Annotated in this window: 21 protein-coding genes; 12 read left to right on the top strand and 9 right to left on the bottom strand. The window is 70.5% G+C overall.

The annotated features are described in order from the left end of the window. Positions 1-121: 121 nt before the first annotated feature. Positions 122-952, bottom strand: coding sequence for a hypothetical protein (locus A5673_RS05045; protein ID WP_231970890.1), 831 nt, complete (start codon positions 950-952; stop codon positions 122-124). Positions 953-1,013: 61 nt separating this feature from the next. On the opposite strand from A5673_RS05045, the gene A5673_RS05040 reads away from it, so the two are divergent. From A5673_RS05040 to A5673_RS05010, 7 genes are all read left to right on the top strand, one after another. Next, positions 1,014-1,577, top strand: a complete 564-nt coding sequence (locus A5673_RS05040) for a TIGR00730 family Rossman fold protein (protein ID WP_068227822.1) — start codon at positions 1,014-1,016, stop codon at positions 1,575-1,577. Between the two features lie 36 nt (positions 1,578-1,613). Beyond that, positions 1,614-3,398, top strand: coding sequence for a long-chain-acyl-CoA synthetase FadD6 (gene fadD6 / locus A5673_RS05035; protein ID WP_068227808.1), 1,785 nt, complete (start codon positions 1,614-1,616; stop codon positions 3,396-3,398). 264 nt (positions 3,399-3,662) lie between these two features. Then, positions 3,663-4,487, top strand: coding sequence for a dihydropteroate synthase (gene folP / locus A5673_RS05030; RefSeq protein WP_068227803.1), 825 nt, complete (start codon positions 3,663-3,665; stop codon positions 4,485-4,487). Continuing rightward, positions 4,484-5,440, top strand: coding sequence for a glucosyl-3-phosphoglycerate synthase (locus tag A5673_RS05025; protein WP_068227793.1), 957 nt, complete (start codon positions 4,484-4,486; stop codon positions 5,438-5,440). The genes folP and A5673_RS05025 overlap by 4 nt, the downstream gene beginning before the upstream one ends. Before the next feature lie 38 nt (positions 5,441-5,478). Next, complete coding sequence (locus A5673_RS05020) at positions 5,479-5,844, top strand: DivIVA domain-containing protein (RefSeq protein WP_068227780.1); 366 nt, start codon at positions 5,479-5,481, stop codon at positions 5,842-5,844. Beyond that, on the top strand, positions 5,841-6,422 hold the full coding sequence (locus tag A5673_RS05015; protein WP_068227775.1) for a DNA-3-methyladenine glycosylase I: 582 nt from the start codon (positions 5,841-5,843) through the stop codon (positions 6,420-6,422). Before A5673_RS05020 ends, A5673_RS05015 begins: the two co-directional genes overlap by 4 nt. Positions 6,423-6,600: 178 nt before the next feature. Further along, complete coding sequence (locus A5673_RS05010) at positions 6,601-6,768, top strand: DUF3117 domain-containing protein (RefSeq protein WP_003406247.1); 168 nt, start codon at positions 6,601-6,603, stop codon at positions 6,766-6,768. Between the two features lie 6 nt (positions 6,769-6,774). Here the strand turns inward: A5673_RS05010 and glgA are convergent, their stop codons facing one another. Beyond that, complete coding sequence (gene glgA / locus A5673_RS05005) at positions 6,775-7,938, bottom strand: glycogen synthase (protein ID WP_068227772.1); 1,164 nt, start codon at positions 7,936-7,938, stop codon at positions 6,775-6,777. Between the two features lie 230 nt (positions 7,939-8,168). Here glgA and glgC point away from each other — a divergent pair, with 230 nt between their 5' ends. Continuing rightward, positions 8,169-9,383 (top strand): glucose-1-phosphate adenylyltransferase, encoded by a 1,215-nt coding sequence (glgC, locus tag A5673_RS05000; RefSeq protein ID WP_068227768.1) that lies wholly within the window; start codon positions 8,169-8,171, stop codon positions 9,381-9,383. Between the two features lie 14 nt (positions 9,384-9,397). On the opposite strand, the gene A5673_RS04995 is transcribed toward glgC, so the two are convergent. From A5673_RS04995 to A5673_RS04970, 6 genes are all read right to left on the bottom strand, one after another. Further along, positions 9,398-11,077 (bottom strand): CocE/NonD family hydrolase, encoded by a 1,680-nt coding sequence (locus tag A5673_RS04995; protein ID WP_068227765.1) that lies wholly within the window; start codon positions 11,075-11,077, stop codon positions 9,398-9,400. Between the two features lie 18 nt (positions 11,078-11,095). Beyond that, positions 11,096-11,770: an isoprenylcysteine carboxylmethyltransferase family protein gene (locus A5673_RS04990; protein WP_068227762.1), complete on the bottom strand. Its 675-nt coding sequence runs from the start codon at positions 11,768-11,770 to the stop codon at positions 11,096-11,098. A gap of 14 nt (positions 11,771-11,784) precedes the next feature. Further along, on the bottom strand, positions 11,785-13,425 hold the full coding sequence (locus A5673_RS04985; RefSeq protein WP_156747859.1) for an ABC transporter permease: 1,641 nt from the start codon (positions 13,423-13,425) through the stop codon (positions 11,785-11,787). After that, entirely contained in the window at positions 13,422-14,333 is a 912-nt protein-coding gene (locus A5673_RS04980) for an ABC transporter ATP-binding protein (RefSeq protein WP_068227759.1), read from the bottom strand. Before A5673_RS04980 ends, A5673_RS04985 begins: the two co-directional genes overlap by 4 nt. Continuing rightward, on the bottom strand, positions 14,323-14,961 hold the full coding sequence (locus tag A5673_RS04975) for a TetR/AcrR family transcriptional regulator (protein ID WP_068227756.1): 639 nt from the start codon (positions 14,959-14,961) through the stop codon (positions 14,323-14,325). Before A5673_RS04975 ends, A5673_RS04980 begins: the two co-directional genes overlap by 11 nt. A gap of 194 nt (positions 14,962-15,155) precedes the next feature. After that, positions 15,156-15,824 carry an O-methyltransferase gene (locus A5673_RS04970; protein ID WP_068227753.1) on the bottom strand — a complete coding sequence of 223 codons (669 nt, stop codon included), beginning with the start codon at positions 15,822-15,824 and terminating at the stop codon, positions 15,156-15,158. A 202-nt stretch (positions 15,825-16,026) separates the two neighbouring features. Between A5673_RS04970 and sigE the strand changes: the two genes are divergently transcribed. The 4 genes from sigE (at position 16,027) to tatB (ending at position 19,361) form a co-directional block, all read left to right on the top strand. Then, positions 16,027-16,818 carry an RNA polymerase sigma factor SigE gene (gene sigE, locus A5673_RS04965; protein ID WP_068227751.1) on the top strand — a complete coding sequence of 264 codons (792 nt, stop codon included), beginning with the start codon at positions 16,027-16,029 and terminating at the stop codon, positions 16,816-16,818. Positions 16,819-16,945: 127 nt separating this feature from the next. Further along, complete coding sequence (gene rseA, locus A5673_RS04960) at positions 16,946-17,320, top strand: anti-sigma E factor RseA (RefSeq protein ID WP_068227748.1); 375 nt, start codon at positions 16,946-16,948, stop codon at positions 17,318-17,320. A 106-nt stretch (positions 17,321-17,426) separates the two neighbouring features. After that, a complete protein-coding gene (locus A5673_RS04955; RefSeq protein ID WP_068227745.1) occupies positions 17,427-18,959 on the top strand; it encodes a S1C family serine protease in 1,533 nt (510 codons plus the stop codon). Then, the gene (tatB, locus tag A5673_RS04950; RefSeq protein ID WP_068227742.1) at positions 18,960-19,361 is read left to right on the top strand and encodes a Sec-independent protein translocase protein TatB; all 402 of its coding nucleotides are present in this window, start codon (positions 18,960-18,962) and stop codon (positions 19,359-19,361) included. Between the two features lie 86 nt (positions 19,362-19,447). Here the strand turns inward: tatB and A5673_RS04945 are convergent, their stop codons facing one another. Further along, positions 19,448-20,593: an Mrp/NBP35 family ATP-binding protein gene (locus tag A5673_RS04945; RefSeq protein WP_068227739.1), complete on the bottom strand. Its 1,146-nt coding sequence runs from the start codon at positions 20,591-20,593 to the stop codon at positions 19,448-19,450. Between the last annotated feature and the right edge of the window lie 81 nt (positions 20,594-20,674).

Below are 20,674 nucleotides of genomic sequence, written 5' to 3'. Positions count from 1 at the left end.
GTGGTGTACACCGCCCACCCGCTGTTCGCCGAGCGCGCGCTGGCCGCGCTGGGCGCCGAGGACGCGCGACGGCGGCGCACCGAGGTGGTCGGGGTGCTCTCGCAGCGCCCGTCGGAGCACCTCAGCGACCGGCTGCGGCTGGCGTCGTTGGCGCTCGACAGCGACGCCCCCCAGCGCGCCGCGGACGCCGCCGTCGCGCGTCCTCGGCGCCCAGCGCGGCCAGCGCGCGCTCGGCGAACAGCGGGTGGGCGGTGTACACCACCGGGTCGTCGGAACGCCCGCCGCGCGACCGGGTCTCCGCTACGCCGAGGTCGACGGCCTGGTCGACGGCGCCCGCGCCCGCGAGGGCGGTCAGGTCGGCCAGCGACAGGGGCTCCGCGACGGCGAGGTAGTCCAGCACGGCGCGGGCGGGGGCGGGCAGCTCGGCGAGGAAGGCGTCGACCTCGCCGCGACCGGTCTGCCCGCCGGGCGCCTCGACGTCGATCCGGTCCAGCAGGCCGTCGGTCCACAGGGCCGCGATGGCGTCCGGCGCCTTGTCGGCGCGGGCGGTGACGATCATCCGGGCGGTGCCGGCCAGCGCCAGCTGGTACACCAGCGTGGCCGACAGCACGTCGAGTTCGTGCGCGTCGTCGACCACGAGCAGCAGGTCACCCCGCCCGTCGAGCGACGCGCGGGCCGCTCGCAGCAGCGCCGCCGGCTTGCCGATCTCGGAGATCGCGACCAGGTGGCCGAACGCCCCGAACGGGACCGCGCGCTCGGTCGGGGTGCCGGTGACCCAGCGGGTGAGCGTGCCCGGGTGCGTGGCGGCGTAGCCCTCGGCGGCCAAGCGGGCCAGGGTCGACTTGCCGCAGCCGTCGGGCCCGAGCGCGACGGCCCCCCGGCCGGCCGCCAGGGCCTCGCTCAGCCGCCCCAACGCCTCCTCGTGCTGGGGGACGTTCCATCGCATCGGCACCAGCCGGATTTTATTGCTCGCGGTGTGCGTGCCGCATCGGGCTTGGTCTACGTTTCGTTGTATGCGTCCGGAACGCGATCCGTCAGCCGCCTGGGCGGTGTGCGTCTACTGCGCGTCGGGCCCCGAGCACGCCGAATTGCTCGAGCTCGCTTCGGAACTCGGCGAGGCGATCGCCGAACGCGGCTGGACCCTGGTGTGGGGCGGCGGCCGGGTGTCGGCGATGGGTGCGGTGGCGAGCGCGGCGCGCGCCCGCGGCGGGCGGACCGTCGGTGTCATCCCGCAGCACCTGATGCGCCTCGAGGTCGCCGACGTCGACGCCGACGAGCTGGTCGTCAGCGACACCATGCACCAGCGCAAGCAGATCATGGAGGACCACGCCGACGCGTTCATCGTGCTGCCCGGCGGCGTGGGCACCCTGGACGAGCTGTTCGACGCGTGGACCACCGGCTTTCTCGGGGTGCACGACAAGCCCGTCGTGCTGCTGGACCCCTTCGGGCACTACGAGGGCCTGTGGCTGTGGCTGTGCGGCCTGGCCGACCGCGGCTACATCACCCAAGCGGCGATGGACCGGTTGGTGCTGGTCGATAAGGTGGGTGCCGCAGTGGAGGCGTGCGCACCCGCGTGAGGGCGCCGCAGGGGACTTACAGGAATAGAGGAAAACGTGTCCGACCACGACGGGGGAGCGCGCACAGCGGTCAGGCTGACCGACATCGCGGCGCGGGTGCCGGGAGTGCTGGCCGACATCCCGGTGATCATGCGGGGGGCGCTGACCGGGCTGCTGGCGCAGCCGGGGTCCAAGAAATCGATCGGCACGGTGTTCGCCGACCGGGCCGCCCGCTACGGCGACCGGGTCTTTCTGCGGTTCGGTGACCAGCAGCTGACCTACCGCGACGCCAACGCGGCCGCCAACCGCTACGCCGCCGTGCTGGCATCGCGCGGCGTCGGCAGCGGCGACGTCGTCGCGATCATGCTGCGCAACTCGCCCCAGGCGGTGCTGGCGATGCTGGCCGCGGTCAAGTGCGGCGCCGTCGCCGGGATGATCAACTACCACCAGCGCGGCGAGGTGCTGGCGCACAGCCTGGGCCTGCTGGACGCCAAGGTGCTGATCGCCGAGACCGACCTGGTGAGCGCGGTGGCCGAGTGCGGCGGCGCGGGCGCCACCGAGACGATGACCGTCGAGGACCTGGAGCGATTCGCCGTCAGCGCCCCGGCCACCAACCCGGCGTCGGCATCGACCGTGCAGGCCCGCGACACCGCGTTCTACATCTTCACCTCGGGCACAACGGGTTTCCCCAAGGCCAGCGTGATGACGCACCTGCGGTGGCTGAAGGCGCTGGCCGCGTTCGGCGGCATCGGGTTGCGGCTGAAGAGCTCCGACACGCTGTACAGCTGCCTGCCGCTGTACCACAACAACGCGCTGACCGTGGCGCTGTCGTCGGTGATCAACTCCGGCGCGACGCTGGCCCTGGGAAAGTCGTTCTCGGCGTCGAAGTTCTGGGACGAGGTGATCGCCAGCGAGGCCACCGCGTTCATCTACATCGGCGAGATCTGCCGGTACCTGCTCAACCAGCCGGCCAAGCCGACCGACCGGCGGCACAAGGTGCGGATGATCGCCGGCAACGGGCTGCGCCCGGAGATCTGGGACGAGTTCACCGGCCGGTTCGGGATCCCGCGGGTCTGCGAGTTCTACGCGTCCAGCGAGGGCAACGCCGCGTTCATCAACGTCTTCAACGTGCCCCGCAGCACCGGCGTCTTTCCGATGCCGCTGGCCTACGTGGAGTACGACCCCGACACCGGCGAGCCGCTGCGCGACGAGAACGGCCGGGTGCGCCGGGTCCCGCCCGGGGAGCCCGGGCTGCTGCTGAGCCCGGTCAACCGGCTGCAGCCCTTCGACGGCTACACCGACAAGGAGTCGAGCGAAAAGAAGTTGGTGCGCAACGCTTTTCGTGAGGGCGACTGCTGGTTCAACTCGGGCGACGTGATGAGCCCGCAGGGCATGGGCCACGCCGCGTTCGTCGACCGGCTCGGCGACACGTTCCGGTGGAAGGGCGAGAACGTCGCGACCACCCAGGTCGAGGCGGCGCTGGCTTCCGACAAGTCCGTCGAGGAATGCACCGTGTTCGGCGTCGAGATTCCGCGCACCGGCGGCCGCGCCGGGATGGCCGCGGTCCAGCTGCGCGACGGCGCCGAGTTCGACGGCAAGTCCTTGGCCCGCGCCGTGTACGGCGAGCTTCCGCCCTACGCGCTGCCGCTGTTCGTGCGGGTGGTCAAGTCGCTGGAGCACACCACGACGTTCAAGAGCCGCAAGGTGGAGCTGCGCGAGCAGGCCTACGGCCCCGACGTCGAGGACCCGCTGTACGTGCTGGCCGGCCGCGACGAGGGCTACGTGCCCTACTACGACGAGTACCCCGAGGAAGTCGCCGAGGGTAAGCGCCCGAAGGGCTGACTCGCCTCGGCCCCGGCGTTGATTGTGAAGCCTGGGCGTTGATTGTGAAGCGTGGGCGCAAATCCGGCCGGGATCTCGCCCTGAGCGCACACCCAAAGCCGTGAGTTCACAGTCAACGGTCGACCTGCGGGCTGCACACTCGGTCCCGGGGCCACTCCCGGCGCGGTGAACGGGCACCATGTATGCGTGCGTTCGACACCGCCGGCGTCAGCCGGCCATTCGACTCTGTGCGGCCGGCCGGTCGCCGGGGATCGCCCGCTGATCATGGCGATCGTCAACCGCACCCCGGATTCGTTCTACGACCGGGGTGCGACGTTCAGCGACGAGGCCGCCCGCGACGCCGCCCATAAAGCCATCGCCGACGGTGCCGACGTCATCGACGTCGGCGGGGTGAAGGCCGGCCCGGGCCAGAGCGTCGACGAGGACACCGAGATCGCGCGACTGGTGCCGTTCATCGAATGGCTGCGCGGGGCCTATCCCGACCAACTGATCAGCGTCGACACCTGGCGCTCGGGGGTGGCCAGGGTGGCCTGCGCCGCCGGCGCCGACCTGATCAACGACACCTGGGGCGGCATCGACCCCGGTTTGCCCGAGGTGGCCGCCGAGTTCGGGGCGGGGCTGGTCTGCTCGCACACCGGCGGCGCGCTGCCGCGCACCCGGCCGTTCCGGGTGAGCTACGGCACCACCACGCGCGGGGTGGTGGACGACGTCCTCCGCCAGGTGACCGCGGCGGCGGACCGGGCGGTCGCCGCCGGGGTGGCCCGCGACCGGGTGCTCATCGATCCGGCCCACGATTTCGGCAAGAACACCTTCCACGGGCTGGTTTTGTTGCGCCACGTGGGCGATCTGGTTAAGACGGGGTGGCCCGTCCTGCTCGCTTTGAGCAACAAGGACTTCGTCGGGGAGACTTTGGGTGTGGAACTGACCGAACGCCTCGAGGGAACGCTGGCGGCCACCGCGCTGGCGGCGGCGGCCGGCGTCCGGATGTTTCGGGTGCACCAGGTCGCGGCCACCCGGCGGGTGCTGGAGATGGTGTCCTCGATCCAGGGGACTCGCCCGCCGGCGCGAACGGTGCGGGGGCTCGCATGACGGAGCTGGTAGACCTCGCCAGCGAGGGGGTGCTGGCCGCGCGGCCCGGCGACGTCTGGTTGGCCGACCGCAATTGGGACCGGCCCGGCTGGACCGTCGGCGAACTGCAATCCGCGAAGGCCGGGCGGTCCATCTCCGTGGTGCTGCCCGCCCTCAACGAGGAGGCCACCGTCTCCGCGGTGATCGACAGCATCTCGCCGCTGGTGGACGGCCTGGTCGACGAGCTGATCGTGCTGGACTCCGGCTCCACCGACGACACCGAGATCCGCGCGATCGCGGCGGGCGCCCGCGTCGTCAGCCGCGAGCAGGCGTTACCCGAGGTGCCCGTCCGGCCCGGCAAGGGCGAGGTGCTGTGGCGATCGCTCGCGGCCACCAGCGGCGACATCGTGGTGTTCGTCGACTCCGACCTGATCAATCCGCATCCGATGTTCGTGCCCTGGCTGGTGGCCCCGCTGCTCACCGGCGACGGGATTCACCTGGTGAAGAGCTTCTATCGCCGGCCGGGCGCCGGCGCCGACGCGGGTGGCGGGCGGGTCACCGAGCTGGTGGCCAGGCCGTTGCTGGCGGCGCTGCGCCCGGAGCTGGGGTGCATCCTGCAGCCGCTCGGCGGCGAGTACGCGGCCAGCCGGGAGCTGCTGACATCGCTGCCGTTCGCGCCGGGCTACGGCGTGGAGATCGGCGTGCTGGTGGACACCTTCGACCGGCTGGGGCTGGACGCGATCGCCCAGGTGAACCTCGGGGTGCGGGCGCACCGCAACCGGCCGCTGCCCGAGCTGGGGGTGATGAGCCGCCAGGTCATCGCGACCCTGCTGTCGCGCTGCGGGATCCCCGACTCCGGGGTGGGCCTGACCCAGTTCTTCGCCGACGGCGGCGACGGTTACGGCTACACCGCCCACACCGCGCCGGTGTCGCTTCAGGACCGGCCGCCGATCCAGGTATTGCGGCCACGCTGATCGCCGGGATGTCGGCGCTATAGGGCAATATCGAACGCGTGGCGTTGGTGTTGCTGTACCTGGTGGTGCTGGTTCTGGTGGCGATCGTGCTGTTCGGCGCCGCCAGCCTGCTGTTCGGCCGCGGTGAGCAGCTGCCACCCCTGCCGCGCGGGACGACGGCGACCGTCCTGCCCGCCTACGGGGTCACCGGAACCGACGTCGACGCCGTCAAGTTCACCCAGGTGCTGCGCGGCTACAAGACCAGCGAGGTGGACTGGGTGCTGGACCGGCTCGCCCGCGAGCTCGAGGCGCTGCGCGGCCAGCTGGCCGCGGTGCATGCCCCGCAGGCGGCCGACGCCGAGCCCGAGGGCGAGCCCGATTCCGTGGAACCCGGGGACGGCGAGGATCGTCAGGACTCAATGTGAGCGATGACGGGAAGGTGCGGTGCGGCTGGGCGGCCATTCGGCCCGGGCCGGACTTCGAGATGTACCGCGACTACCACGACCAGGAATGGGGCCGCGCGCTGCACGACGGAGTGGCGCTGTTCGAGCGGATGAGCCTGGAGGCCTTCCAGAGCGGCCTGTCGTGGCTGATCATCCTGCGCAAACGGGAAAACTTCCGGCGCGCCTTCGACGGGTTCGACATCGAGACCGTCGCCGGCTACACCGACGCCGACGTGCAGCGGCTGATGGCCGACACGGGGATCGTCCGCAACCGCGCCAAGATCGACGCGACCGTCGCCAACGCGCGCGCCGCCGCCGAGCTGGGTTCCGCCGAGGACCTGTCCAAGCTGCTGTGGTCGTTCGCCCCGGCACCGCGTCCGCGGCCCGCCGACGGCTCCGAGATCCCCTCGGCTAGCCCCGAATCGAAGGCGATGGCCGCCGAGCTGAAACGGCGCGGATTCCGGTTCGTCGGCCCCACCACCGCCTACGCGCTGATGCAGGCGACCGGCATGGTTGACGACCACATTCGCGGTTGCTGGGTGCCGGCGAACGCGCGCTGACGGCCCCGATGAGGTGTCAGAAGCGGGTCTTGGTGTAACTGCCGCCCCGGATAGGGAACAATGGGGGGGTGATTTGGCAGTTCAATGTCGAGTATGGCTGGAATTCCACTGGCGGGGCATGCTCGGCGCCGACCAGGTCCGCGACGCCGGGCCAGCTCGAATCTGGAGGGAGCACTCGATGGCGGCGATGAAGCCCCGTACCGGAGACGGTCCTTTGGAAGCGACCAAGGAGGGGCGCGGCATCGTTATGCGAGTACCGCTCGAGGGAGGCGGCCGGCTGGTCGTTGAGCTGACGCCCGACGAAGCCGCCGCCCTCGGTGACGAACTCAAGGGCGTTACCAGCTAAGCCGGCTTAGGCCGACACCTTCCGGTAGATCTCCAGCGTCTGTTCGGCCGCGTGGGCCCAGGAGAAGTCCTCGATGCAGCGCTGGCGTCCCGCCTCGCCGTAGCGCTTAGCCTTGTCGGGATCGGCGATCAGCTCGTTGACCGCTTCGGCCAGTCCGGCCTCGAAGCCGGCCGCATCGTCGGCGTCGTAATGCACCAGTGACCCGGTGCTGCCGTCCCTGACCACCTCGGGTATTCCGCCGACGTCGGAGGCCACCACCGCCGTCGCGCAGGCCATCGCCTCGAGGTTGACGATCCCCAACGGCTCATACACCGACGGGCAGACGAAAACCGTTGCCGCCGAGAGTATTTCCCGCAGCTCCCCGATGGGCAGCATCTCCCTGATCCAGAACACCCCGTCGCGGTCGCGGGCCAACCCGGCCACCGCGGCCCCAATCTCCTCGGCCAGCTCCGGGGTGTCGGGGGCGCCGGCGCACAGCAGCACCTGCACCCCGGGGGTGAACCGGTGTGCGGCCGCGACCAGGTGGGCGACGCCCTTCTGCCGGGTGATGCGCCCGACGAACGCGACCAGGGGCCGGCCCGGGTCCACGCCGAGTTCGGCCAGCAGGGAATCGGTTTGCACCGGGCCGGCGGGGTGCCACACGGCGGTGTCGACGCCGTTGCGGATGACGTGCACCAGGCTCGGGTCCAGCGTGGGGTAGACGCGCAGGATGTCTTCGCGCATCGCCGCGCTGACGGCGATGACGGCGTCGGCGGCCAGCACCGCGGTGCGCTCCACCCACGTCGACACCTGGTAGCCGCCGCCGAGCTGTTCGGCCTTCCACGGCCGCAGCGGTTCCAGCGAATGCGCGGTCAGCACGTGCGGGATGTCGTAGAGCAAAGCGGTCAGGTGTCCGGCCAGGCCGGTGTACCAGGTGTGTGAATGCACGACCGTAGCCGCCGACGCGGCGTTGGCCATCATCAGGTCCGCGGACAGGGTGGACAGTGCGGGGTTGGCGTCGTGGATGCGCGGGTCGGGTTGCTGCGCGAAGGCATCCGGGCGGGGCGCGCCGATGCAGTGCACGTCGACCGAACACAGCCGGCGCAGCTGAGCGACGAGTTCGGTGACGTGTACCCCGGCCCCGCCGTAGACCTCCGGTGGGTACTCCCGAGTCATCATCGCCACCCGCATACTGAGGACGCTAGTTCGGCGGGGTCGGCGCCCGCGAGTCGGGCGGCGCAGAAGTTCGGAAAAAAATTGCGACGATGGGGCCCGTGAGGGGGACTGCGCAATAATGGACGGTATCGGGTTGTGAAACGTGGCGAGAACTACGCCAAATACCTTGACAGGCAGTCCGTCAGAACGGCGGCCATCGGGATTCCCCCTGGCAGCGGTTGGCGGCGGCCGATAGTTTGGGAGCCATGAGGGAAGCGCCACACGTGCTGGGCATTGTCCTGGCCGGGGGTGAGGGCAAGCGGTTGTATCCGCTGACCGCGGACCGGGCCAAGCCCGCGGTTCCCTTCGGTGGCGCCTACCGGCTGATCGACTTCGTGCTCTCCAACCTCGTCAACGCACGCTATCTGAGGATCTGCGTTCTCACCCAATACAAGTCGCACTCGCTCGACCGTCACATTTCGCAGAACTGGCGCCTGTCCGGGCTGGCCGGCGAGTACATCACGCCGGTGCCCGCGCAGCAGCGCCTCGGCCCGCGCTGGTACACCGGTTCCGCCGACGCGATCTACCAGTCGCTGAACCTGATCTACGACGAAGACCCCGACTACATAGTCGTTTTCGGCGCCGACCACGTGTACCGGATGGACCCCGAGCAGATGGTCAACTTCCACATCGACAGCGGGGCCGGCGCGACCGTGGCCGGCATCAGGGTGCCCCGCAGCGACGCGTCCGCCTTCGGCTGCATCGACGCCGACGACTCCGGCCGCATCCGCGCCTTCGTGGAGAAGCCGCTGGATCCGCCGGGCACCCCCGACGACCCCTCGTCGACGTACGTGTCGATGGGCAACTACATCTTCACCACCAAGGTGCTCATCGACGCGATCCGCGCCGACGCCGACGACGACCACTCCGATCACGACATGGGCGGCGACATCATCCCGCGGTTGGTGGAGGACGGGATGGCCGCGGTCTACGACTTCTCCGACAACGAGGTCCCCGGCGCCACCGACCGCGACCGCGGCTACTGGCGCGACGTCGGAACGCTGGACGCCTTCTACGACGCGCACATGGACCTGGTCTCGGTGCACCCGGTGTTCAACCTGTACAACAAGCGCTGGCCGATCCGCGGCGAGTCGGAGAACCTGGCGCCGGCCAAGTTCGTCAACGGCGGCTCGGCGCAGGAGTCGGTCGTGGGCGCCGGCAGCATCATCTCGGCGGCCTCGGTGCGCAACTCGGTGCTGTCGTCGAACGTCGTGGTCGACGACGGCGCGATCGTGGAGGGCAGCGTGATCATGCCGGGCGCGCGGGTCGGCCGCGGCGCGGTGGTGCGCCACGCGATCCTGGACAAGAACGTCGTCGTCGGGCCCGGGGAGATGGTCGGGGTCGATCTGGAAAAGGACCGCGAGCGCTTCGCGATCAGCGCCGGCGGTGTGGTCGCGGTCGGTAAGGGTGTCTGGATCTAAAGGGCTCGCGCCTGCTAGGGGACCGCGGGGATCAGCAGGTGGGCGTCGTGGCGCGGGCCCCAGTGCAGGGTGACGCGGCCGCGGGGTGAGTTCGCATAGGCCGCGGGCATCTGGCCGGTCAGCGGATTCCTCGGGCACAGCCACCGCCCGGCGACCACCAGCCGCAGCTGCTCGCCGGCGCGGAACAGCGTCGCCGACGGGCCCAGCGCGACGTCGACCGCCACCACCTCGCCGGCGGAAACGGGACGCGGCTCGGTGCAGGCCGCGACGGGCTCCCACGGCCGTGACAGCCCGGGGTCCAGCGCCCGCAGCGAGACCCGCTGCCACCCGGTGGTAACCCGGTCGCGGCCGTAGCCGTAGGACCCCTCGAACGCGACGAACCGGCCGGCCCGCCACTTCTCCACGCCGACGAACAGGTTCGCGTCGTCGCAGCCGTCCAGCGAGACCCACAGCCGGGCGGCCATCGGGCCCGTCAGCTCGAGGTCGGTCGGCACCGTCCACCTGAATGCCGCTGCGCGGGAACGCGTTTGAAATGTGATGCGGCCATCCTGGGCCGGCCGGTCCGGCGCCAGCGCCCCGGTGCCGCCCAGATACAAAGGGCGCCAACGGGTTCGGGGCAGCGGCCAGTCCGCCTCCTCGCGCACTGCGGCGACGGTGTCGCGATCCTCGCGCACCTCGAGCCGGACGCTGCGGGAGCCGGCGGCGCCGTCGAGCACGCCCCGGAAGAAGGCGAGCTGTTCGGCCAGCGCCGCTTCGGAGTAGAAGGTCGCCCATTTGCCGTCGCGGTGAGTGTAGAGGCGGGCGTGGGCCGAGCCGGCGCCCGTGAACGCCCGGATCGAGCCGCGGCTGTGCAGGTTGTTGTCCGAGAAGCTCCCGCAGACCAGCATGGGGACCTCGATCGCCGACAGGTCGGGCACCACGGAGCACCAGAAGTCGTCGCGCAGCGGGTGGCCGTCCTGCATGCCCTCCAGGTCGTACGCCTGTCGCGTGTCGCGGCGCACGTTGCGCGACCACATCCGGGTGAAGCCCAACTCGCGCACACCGCCGGGAAACGTCAGGTCGCGGTACGCGTCGGTGAAGCCTTCCCAGGGACAGATCGCTCGCAGCGCCGGCGGCCGCAGGGCCGCCACCGCGTACTGGCTGATCGCCAGGTACGAGACCCCGAGCATGACGACGCGCCCGTCGCACCACGGCTGGCCGGCGATCCACTGCACGAGGTCGTAGGTGTCCTCGGCCTCCTTGCGCGACAGCAGGTTTCCGGTGCCGTCGGAGTGGCCGCAGCCGCGCGAGTCGGCGTTGACCACGGTGAAGCCCCGCGCGGCCCACCACGCCGGGTCGGGCGCCTCCCAACCGGTCAGCGCCGAGAACGTCACCGGTCGCGGTTGGCGCAACACCCGGTATTGCACCGAGAAGGTCCACCGGTGGCCCCGCCGCCTCGGCAGGTTGTCCTTCCCGTACGGGTGGATGCTGAGGATGACCGGTCGGGCTGCGTCCGTCTTTCTGCACACGTTGATCCGCAACACCGTCCCGTCGCGGGTCGGGACGGCGACGTCACGCTCGAAGAGGAGGTCGGGTGGGGCAGCGGTGACGGTGACGGGGGGTTTGGCGATGCCGCGCAGCCGGGCCAGCGCGTACCGGCGGGCACCCGGACGCCGCCACGGCCGGTCGAACGCGGGTGCCGGATTTCGCGCCACGCCAATACCTTAGGGCGTCTACCACACGTTGGGCACCAGTCGATAGCGCACGTGCTGCGCGTACTCCCGGTACCCGGGCAAGTCCTGGGTGAGCAGCTTCTCCTCGTCGATGATGCGGAACACGAGCACCGCGACGCCCGGGATCACCAAGAGCAGACCCCAGTAGGAGCCGAGCGCGAGGGGCATGCCGACCATCATGATCACGTTTCCGACGTACATCGGATGCCTGACGAACCCGTAGACGCCGCCGGACGCCACCGTCTGGCCCGTCTCGACCGTGACGGTGGCCGCCGCATAGCTGTTCTGGATGATGACCAGCATCGCCAGGCCCAGTCCGGTCGCCACCAGGATGTCGCCGAGCACCGATACCCACGGCGGCACCGTCGACCAGCCCAGCCGATGGTCGAGGGCGCTGAACGCCATCATCGCGAAGAGAATTACGAACGAGCTTGTGATGATGACCTTTTGGGCGGCCCGCGTTTCGGCGCGTGGCCCGGCGTGCATGCGGCGCTGCAGGGCCGCCGGGTTGTTCCGCGCCAGATAGATGGTGGGGCCGAGCGACGCCGCGGTGAACACCCCGATGAAAGCCCAGCCCTGCCAATAGCGCAGCGTGCCGGCCGGTCCGAAAATGATCAACATGGTTGCGGCGGTTCCGATTATCGAGGACGCCGTTAGCCGAACAGCCGTTTTCATGATCGATACCCTCCTTAGCAACGTAGATCGCGACGCCGAAAAGCCATGGCGCCCAAGAGGATCAGCACCGCGTCGATGGCCAGCAGCCACAGCAGCGGCGCAGCGGTGAAATCGGCGCCGACCCGCGGGGTGTGCGCGAACGGTTCCAGGTCGAGCACCCACTGCGGGAACCGGGCCAGCTCGCCGATCAAATACACGGCGACGAACCCGACCAGCACCCCCCACGCCACCGGCGTGAACCGGGGCGCCAGACCGAACAGCGCGACGGTGACCGCGGCGAGCAGCCAGACGGCGGGCAGCTGCACGGCGGCGGTGCCGAGGACGCTGAGCATCTTGCCGGCGACGTCGCCGGCCGCGATGCCGTAGACGAGTCCGCCGGCCGCGCCGCTGACCAGCATCGCGACCGCGGACCCGGCCAGGGCGGCGGTCAAATGGCTTGCCAGCCAACGCGTCCGGGAGACCGCGCCGGCCAGCGCCGTCTCGGCGCGCAGGCCGGACTCCTCCTGATGCAGGCGCAGGGTGAGCGAGATGGCGAACGCCGCCGCAACCATGCCCATCATGGCGTACGCCACGGCGATGAAGGCCTCCTCCAGGGCGGAGGTGCCGCCCATCCGCGCGACGATGTCGCGCACGACGGTGCTGCCGCCCAGCTCGTCGCCGATGCCGTGCACCACGCTGCCCATCAGCAGCCCGTACAGGCACAGGCCCACCGTCCACAGCAGCAGCGCGCCGCGGTCGAGGCGCCAGGTCAGGCCGTCGACCCCGCGCAGCCGCATTCCGGCGGTGCCGGGGCCCGCGCGCTCGGCGATGAGCCCGGCGCCCACGTCGCGGCCCGCGAGCAGCCGATAGGCCACCAGGGTGAGCACTGCCGTCGTCGCCAGATGCAGGAGCAGCACCCACCAGCGGTCCCCGGCGTACGGCCGGACCTGCAGCGACCACCCCAACGGCGAGAGCCACGACAGCCCGCCGCCGCCCGCGTCACCGACGGCGCGCAGCGTGAACGCGGCCCCCAGGACGGCGAACGCGGCGCCGCGGGCGAACCGGGCGCTCGGGGACAGTTGGGCGGTCACCGCGGCCACCGCGGTGAAGACCAGCCCGGAGCAGGCCAGCGCCGCCCCGAACGCCAGCGACCCGCCCGCCGGCACGTCGGTGGTCAGCAATCCCGCCGCCCCGATCGCGCCGGTGGCGAGGGACGCCCCGAACGACAACAGCAGCGCCGCGCTCAGGCTGGCGTAGCGGCCGATCGCGGTCGAGTCGACGAGCTCGGTGCGGCCGGTCTCCTCGTCGGCGCGGGTGTGCCGGATCACCGTGAGGATGACGGCCACCGCGATCAGCAGGTGGAACATGCCCGCCTTCCAAATGCCCACGGCCCCAAGGCTGTCGTTGTAGACCTGGCCGTAGAGCGCGCGCTGGGCCGGGCTGGCCATGATGGAGGCCGCGAAGCCGGCGCGGTCGGCCTGGGTGGGGTAGACCTTCAGAATGCTGCCGACATACACGGTGGCCAGCGGCACCGACAGCAGCAACACCCACAGCGGCAACGAAACCCGGTCGCGACGCAGGTAGAGCCGCAGCATGCCAAGCGTCCCGGAGAAGTTCGAGGCGGCCCGCGGTGCCGGCTGTGCCGGGCGCGGCCGATCCAGCGTCGCGGTGCTCATGCCGAGACCTTGTCCGTGGTGTCGTAGTGGCGCAGGAAGAGCTCCTCGAGCGTCGGGGGCTGGCTGACCAGGCTCCGCACGCCGGCGTCGCCGAGCGCCCGGATGAGTTCGCCGAGACTTTCGCTGTCCACCTGGGCGCGCAGCGTGTTGCCGTCGATGCTGACGTCCTCGACGCCCCTGATGCGGGTGAGATCGCCCGGGTCGCCGATCATTTCGGCCTTGATCGAGGTGCGGCTGAGGTGGCGCATCGACTCCAGCGAGCCGCTCTCGACGGTCCTGCCGGCGCGGATGATGGTCACCCGTTCGCACAGCGCTTCCGTCTCGGCCAGGATGTGGCTGGACAGCAAGACGGTCGTGCCGCGGTCGCGCGCCTCGGCGACACACTGCTGAAACACGTTCTCCATCAAGGGGTCCAGGCCGCTGCTCGGCTCGTCCAGCAGGAGCAGCCGGGCGTGCGAGCTGAACGCGGAGATCAGGGACACCTTTTGCCGGTTGCCCTTCGAGTAGGTGCGCGCCTTCTTGTGCGGATCGAGGTCGAAGCGCTCGATCAGCTCGGCGCGGCGCCGCTCGTCAATGCCGCCGCGCATGCGGGCCAGCAGGTCGATGGTCTCGCCGCCGGTGAGCGACGGCCACAGGGTGACATCGCCGGGCACGTAGGCGATGTGGCGGTGCAGGGCGACCGCGTCGGTCCACGGATCACCGCCCAGCAACCGGGCGGTTCCGCCGTCGGCCTTCACCAGGCCCAGCAGGATGCGGATGGTCGTCGACTTCCCCGCCCCGTTGGGCCCGAGGAAACCGTGCACCTCGCCCGCACGCACCGTGAGGTCGAGACCGTCCAGCGCGCGCACCGCGCCGAAGTTCTTGGTCAGGCCCCGGATTTCGATGGGTGCGACAGTGTCAGCCGGCATGGGATTCTCCTTGATCTTCTGCTGCCAGGAATGCGTCGAACATCGTGCGATCCGTCATCAGTCCTTCGGTGTAGACCTCGAGGGCCGGGAGGATCATGTCGCGGGAATAGTCACGCAGTACCGCCTTGAGATCCGTTGGTGTTTCATGCATTTGGACGTAGAGCAGAAACGCTCCGCCCCCGGTGAGAGCCAAGAACCTGGCCCGGGCGCGCGGATCGTGGCTGGGCTTGATCGTGCCGGCCCGCACACCGTCGTCCATGTATTGCTCGACGTTGTCGATCATCCGACGCCACATCATCGTCGCGAGCTCTCCGCCGGACTGCATGCTGCGCAGCAGATAGGCCATCATCGGCGCGAACGACTCCATCTCGGCCAGCGCCGCGAACCAGGTGGCCGGATCGTTGGACTGAATCGTCTCCGACTTGGCGGTGAGGATCTCGTCGGCGATGTGGTCGTCGCACGCCTTGCGCAGGCCGTCCTTGGAACCGAAGTGGTGGATGACGAGCGCGGCGCTCACCCCCGCCGCCTCGGCGATGGCGCGCAGCCCGACGTCGAACCCGCGCTCGCCGAACTGCTCGATGGCCGCGTCCCGGATCCGGGCGGCGGCGGTCAGGTCGGCTGAACGCACGTTCAGTACGCTAAACGCGCGTTCAGCCCGCCGTCAAGGGGGCGCGCCGTCAGGGATCCGTAAAAACCTGCGGCGGTAACGTCGGCTTCCACCCGGCATAAGCGCGCTTGATCCTCACCGAACGTGCATTCATGGCGAGATTTTGGCCGAAAATTCGCCGCCAGGGCACGCTCGGCGCGGCCGGCGACCCGGAGCTAGTCGCGGACCGCGGCCAGCAGCCCGTCGCCGAGCGGGACCAGCGCGGGGGTGAGCCGCTCGTCCTCGGCGATGAGCCGGGCCGCCTCGCGCACCGCGGTCACCTCGGCGTCGCGTGCCGCGGGATCGCCCGCCCGGCCGCCCAGCGCCGCGCGGTGCACCACGATGACGCCCCCGGATCGCAGCAGCCGCACGCCCTCGACGACGTAGTCGGGCTGGTCGATCGGGTCGGCGTCGATGAACACCAGGTCATAGGACTCGTCGGCGAGCCGGGTGAGGACCTCCTGCGCGCGCCCGCTGATCAACCGGGTGCGCGAGGGTCCGATGCCGGCGTCGGAGAAGGACTGCTTGGCGAGCCGCAGGTATTCCGGCTCGATGTCGATCGTGGTCAAGACGCCGTCGTCGCTCATCCCCGACAGCAGCCAGAGCCCGCTGACCCCGGCGCCGGTGCCCACCTCGGCGACGGCCTTGCCGCCGCTGAGCTTGGCCAGCAGGCTCAACAGCGCCCCCACGCCCGGCGTCACCGCCCCGGCGCCGATCTCCACGGCGCGCTCGCGGGCCGCCGCCAGCAGCGCGTCCTCCGAGATCGACGCCTCGGCGTGCGCGCAAAGTGACTCGGCTCGACTGGTGGCCGTCTGGCCGGGGGCTGCTGCGTCGGTGCCGTCCATGCCCCGCAGCGTATTCCAATTCGCGGCGCGGCCGGGCAGGCGCGCCTGATTCGATCCGCGCCGACACGCCCGGCCGCCGCGGGGCGACGCAACTCACTCGCGCTGCGGTTCACGCTGTTCAGCGCAGGTAACGATATGGTTTCTCAGCCAAACCTCAGATTGCTCCTATGTCGCGCATACGCCGGTGGGCGACGGTATCGGTATGGAACGGGGTGTGCGGGGGACCGGGGACAGTTCGCGCCGGATTGGGCCTGCCCGAAATGGGAATAGACACTGGCAGCTTCGCGTTGACGCGGGCGACGAGCTGTCAGGCTTCTCTGGCAGGGAAAATCCGGAGGATTCGATCATCACAGCGCTTTTGAGCCCGACGACCATGTCTCACGCCCAGGACTGCCGGGACGACGAATGGGCGGAGACGACGGACGCTCTGCAGGGCACCGCGGTGTTCGACGCGACTGGGGACAAGGCCACGATGCCGTCGTGGGACGAGTTGGTGCGCCAGCACGCCGACCGCGTGTACCGGCTGGCCTACCGCCTGTCCGGTAACCAGCAGGACGCCGAGGACCTGACCCAGGAGACCTTCATCCGGGTCTTCCGCTCGGTCCAGAACTACCAGCCCGGGACCTTCGAAGGCTGGCTGCACCGCATCACCACCAACCTGTTCCTCGACATGGTGCGCCGGCGCGCCCGCATTCGCATGGAGGCGCTGCCCGAGGATTACGACCGGGTGCCCGCGGACGAACCCAACCCCGAGCAGATCTACCACGATTCGCGGCTGGGGCCCGACCTGCAGGCCGCGCTGGACTCGCTGCCGCCGGAGTTTCGCGCCGCGGTCGTGCTGTGTGACATCGAGGGCCTGTCCTACGAGGAGATCGGCGCCACGCTCGGCGTCAAGCTCGGGACCGTGCGCAGCCGCATCCACCGCGGCCGCCAGGCGCTGCGCGACTACCTGGCCGCGCATCCCGAGCACGGGCTGCACGCCGAGTCCGCCTAACGGCGTCACCACAGCCGAACGAACACCGCCGGACGGAAGAATTCCGGCGGTTTCGCGCCCTGTAGGCGCGGTATGGAGCGCGACCTCGCGCTACATTCGTGAGAGGGCGGTAAGAAAGGAACTGGTGATGGCGGACCGAGGAGAGGTGTTTCGCCGCGCGTTCTCCTGGTTGCCCGCACAGTTCGCCTCCCAGAGCGACGAGCCCGTCGGCGCGCCGCGCCGGTTCCGTTCCACCGAGCACCTGTCCATCGAGGCGATCGCGGCGTTCGTCGACGGTGAGTTGCGGATGAACGCCCACCTGCGCGCCGCGCACCACCTCTCGCTGTGCCCGGAATGCGCGGCCGAGGTCGAGGACCAGGGCCGGGCGCGTGCCGCGCTGCGCGACTCGCATCCCATCCGCATCCCCAGCAACCTGCTGGGCCTGTTGTCCGAGATCCCGCACCACCCGTCGGACGACGACGCGTCCGAGCGCGATACGCGCGACCAGCGTAAGCGCCGATAATCCCCGCGCCCGTGGATACTAGGGTGGACAACCACAATGCCGCCGCGGCGCAAGGCGCCCGGTAAGCGGCTGTCTCGAACGCTCAAGAAGAGGATCCAAAGGCAACGTGACCTCCGACGGCAACAACAGGGGCAACGACAGCGGCAACGCCGGCGACAACGGCGGAGACCGCTTGGCGCCGCGCCCCATCTCCCGCCCACCGGTCGACCCCGCAGCCCGCCAGGTGTTCGCACGCCCAACCGGCCTTCGCGGCTCCTTCGTGGCCGAGCGGGTCCGCCCATCGAAGTACCGCGAGCAGTCCGAGTTCAGGCCGCACGATCCGCCCGCGGATCCGGTCCTCGAGGAGGCGTTCAGCCGGCCCGCCGGGACCGTGGACACGCTGCAGCGCCACCCGATCGACGCGGGCGCGCTGGCCGCCGAGCAGGATGGCGCCGAGCCCGAGGGGGCGGAGGACCCCTGGCGCGACCCCGGCGCCGCCGCGGCGCTGGGGACCCCGGCCGTCGCGCCGGCCGGACCGCAGGCGGTGCCGGGCTACGGCGGCAAGCTCGGGGTGCGCGACGTGCTGTTCGGCGGCAAGGTGTCCTACCTGGCGCTGGCCGTCCTGCTGCTGATCGCCCTGGTGATCGGCCTGATCGGCGGCGTGATCGGCCGCAAGACCGCCGAGGTCGTCGAGGCGTTCACCACCTCGAAGGTCACCCTGTCGACGCCCGGCAACGGCGAGATGCCGGCGGGCCGGTTCGCCAAGGTCGCGGCCGCGACCGCGGGCGCCGTGGTCACCATCGAGTCGAAGAGCGACCAGGAGGGCATGCAGGGCTCGGGGGTGGTCATCGACGGCCGCGGCTACATCGTCACCAACAACCACGTCATCTCCGAGGCGGCCAACAACCCCAGCCAGTTCAAGACCACCGTCGTCTTCAACGACGGCAAGGAGGTGCCGGCCAACCTGGTGGGGCGCGACCCCAAGACCGACCTGGCCGTGCTCAAGGTCGACAACGTCGACAACCTGAGCGTGGCACAGCTGGGTGACTCGGACAAGGTGCGGGTGGGCGACGAGGTGCTGGCCGCGGGTGCGCCGCTGGGCCTGCGCAGCACCGTGACCCACGGCATCATCAGCGCGCTGCACCGCCCCGTCCCGTTGTCCGGCGAGGGCTCCGACACCGACACCGTCATCGACGCCCTGCAGACCGACGCGTCGATCAACCACGGCAACTCCGGTGGCCCGTTGATCAGCATGGATTCCCAGGTGATCGGCATCGACACGGCGGGTAAGTCGTTGTCCGACAGCGCAAGTGGGCTCGGCTTCGCGATCCCGATCAACGAGGTCAAGTCGGTCGCGCAGGCGCTGATCAAGGACGGGAAGATCGTGCACCCGACGCTGGGCGTCAGCACCCGCTCGGTCAGCAACGCGATCGCGTCCGGCGCCCAGGTGGCCAACGTCAAAGCGGGCAGCCCGGCCCAGAAGGGCGGAATCCTGGAGAACGACGTGATCGTCAAGGTCGGTAACCGCAAGGTCGCCGACGCCGACGAATTCGTCGTCGCCGTGCGACTGCTGACCATCGGCCAGGACGCCCCGGTGGAGGTGGTCCGCGATGGCCGGCACGTCACGCTGACGGTGAAACCCGACGCGGACAACAGCTAAGTGTTCGGCAACCTGAGCTGGGAGCACATCCTCGTCCTCGTCGTGGTCGGGCTGGTGATCCTCGGGCCCGAGCGGCTCCCGGGCGCGATCCGCTGGACGTCTAACGCGCTGCGCCAGGCGCGTGACTACCTCAGCGGGATGACGACCCAGCTGCGCCAGGACCTGGGGCCCGAGTTCGACGACCTGCGCGAGCCGCTCAGCGAGCTGCAACGGCTGCGCGGCATGAGCCCCCGCGCCGCGCTGACCAAGCACCTGCTGGACGGCGACGACTCATTTTTGACGGGAAACTTCGACAGGCCGGCCAACGGGTCCCCGCCCAAGCCGGCGGACCCGGTGGAGCCGTCACTGCCGTCGCAGCCCCACACCGGCGGCCCCGCGCCGTTCGACGCCGACGCCACCTGACCCTGCCGGACCTCCGGCCGAGCGTGCGCAGTTGTACGCCTTCGACGGCGTGTCGGCGTACAAACACGCACACTCGCCAGGTGGGCTTAGCGTCCCTTGGGGTCCAGCCCCAGCGACACGCCCGCCAATCCGCGCTTGCGCGACGAGAGGCTGTCGGCCACGCCGCGCAGCTCCTTGCCGACGGGGGAGTCCGGCGCGCTCAGCACGATCGGCACGCCCGCATCGCCGGCCGCGACCAGCGCCGGGTCCAGCGGGATCTGGCCCAGCAGCGGCACGTCGGCGCCGACCGCGCGCGACAACCGCTCCGCGACCTGCTGGCCGCCGCCCTCGCCGAACACCTGCATCGTGGTCCCGTCGGGCAGCACCAGCCCGGACATGTTCTCGACGACGCCGACGACGCGCTGGCGGGTTTGCAGCGCGATGCTGCCGGCCCGCTCGGCGACCTCGGCCGCGGCGAGCTGCGGCGTGGTCACCACCAGGATCTCGGCGTTGGGGATGAGCTGGGCCACCGAGATGGCGACGTCGCCGGTTCCCGGCGGCAGGTCGAGCAACAGCACGTCCAGGTCGCCCCAGTAGACGTCGGCCAGGAACTGCTGCAACGCGCGGTGCAGCATCGGCCCGCGCCACACCACCGGGGTGTTGCCCTGGGTGAACTGGGCGATCGAGATGACCTTCACCTCGTGGGCGATGGGCGGCAAAATCATCGACTCGACCTGGGTGGGCCGGTCGGTGGTGCCCATCATCCGGGGGATGGAGTGGCCGTGAATGTCGGCGTCGAGCACGCCGACGGACAACCCGCGCGCGGCCATTGCCGCGGCCAGGTTGACCGTGACCGTCGACTTTCCGACGCCGCCCTTTCCGGACGCGACCGCGTACACCCGGGTCAGCGAGCTGGGCTGGGCGAACGGGATGACGGGCTCGCGGGCGTCGCCGCGCAGCTGCTTGCGCAGCTCGGTGCGCTGCTCGTCGTTCATCACGTCCAGGCTGACCTTGACGGCCCCGGTGCCGGGGACGTCGGCGACGGCGCTGGTGACCCGCTCGCTGATCTCGGTCTTCTTCGGGCAGGCGGCGGTGGTCAGGTAGATGCCGACGTGGACGCCGCCGTCGGGCTCGACGTCGACGCTCTTGACCATCCCGAGTTCGGTGATGGGACGGCGCAATTCGGGGTCGATCACCTTCCCCAGCGCGGTGCGGATCGCCGCGGCGAGGTCGGCGGTATCAGGACTGGACATCACCGCCGAGTGTAGGCGTGCTGAGTGGTTGGCCGATTAACCGGCCGGGCCGGGCGCCCGGGGCGAGCCGGCGGCGGGACC

The sequence above is a fragment of the Mycobacterium sp. E3198 genome (assembly GCF_001667015.1).
Lineage (GTDB): Bacteria > Actinomycetota > Actinomycetes > Mycobacteriales > Mycobacteriaceae > Mycobacterium.
The sequence above is the reverse complement of the archived record's forward strand: the minus strand, read 5'-3'. Positions and strand labels throughout refer to the sequence as shown.

Coding starts and splice junctions, on each gene's coding strand:
- A5673_RS05040 (WP_068227822.1), top strand. CDS start 1,014: ATGCGTCCGGAACGCGATCCGTCAGCCGCCTGGGCGGTGTGCGTCTAC.
- folP (WP_068227803.1), top strand. CDS start 3,663: ATGGCGATCGTCAACCGCACCCCGGATTCGTTCTACGACCGGGGTGCG.
- A5673_RS05025 (WP_068227793.1), top strand. CDS start 4,484: ATGACGGAGCTGGTAGACCTCGCCAGCGAGGGGGTGCTGGCCGCGCGG.
- A5673_RS05010 (WP_003406247.1), top strand. CDS start 6,601: ATGGCGGCGATGAAGCCCCGTACCGGAGACGGTCCTTTGGAAGCGACC.
- glgA (WP_068227772.1), bottom strand. CDS start 7,938: ATGCGGGTGGCGATGATGACTCGGGAGTACCCACCGGAGGTCTACGGC.
- glgC (WP_068227768.1), top strand. CDS start 8,169: ATGAGGGAAGCGCCACACGTGCTGGGCATTGTCCTGGCCGGGGGTGAG.
- A5673_RS04990 (WP_068227762.1), bottom strand. CDS start 11,770: ATGAAAACGGCTGTTCGGCTAACGGCGTCCTCGATAATCGGAACCGCC.
- A5673_RS04985 (WP_156747859.1), bottom strand. CDS start 13,425: ATGAGCACCGCGACGCTGGATCGGCCGCGCCCGGCACAGCCGGCACCG.
- A5673_RS04980 (WP_068227759.1), bottom strand. CDS start 14,333: ATGCCGGCTGACACTGTCGCACCCATCGAAATCCGGGGCCTGACCAAG.
- A5673_RS04970 (WP_068227753.1), bottom strand. CDS start 15,824: ATGGACGGCACCGACGCAGCAGCCCCCGGCCAGACGGCCACCAGTCGA.
- sigE (WP_068227751.1), top strand. CDS start 16,027: ATGGAACGGGGTGTGCGGGGGACCGGGGACAGTTCGCGCCGGATTGGG.
- rseA (WP_068227748.1), top strand. CDS start 16,946: ATGGCGGACCGAGGAGAGGTGTTTCGCCGCGCGTTCTCCTGGTTGCCC.
- A5673_RS04945 (WP_068227739.1), bottom strand. CDS start 20,593: ATGTCCAGTCCTGATACCGCCGACCTCGCCGCGGCGATCCGCACCGCG.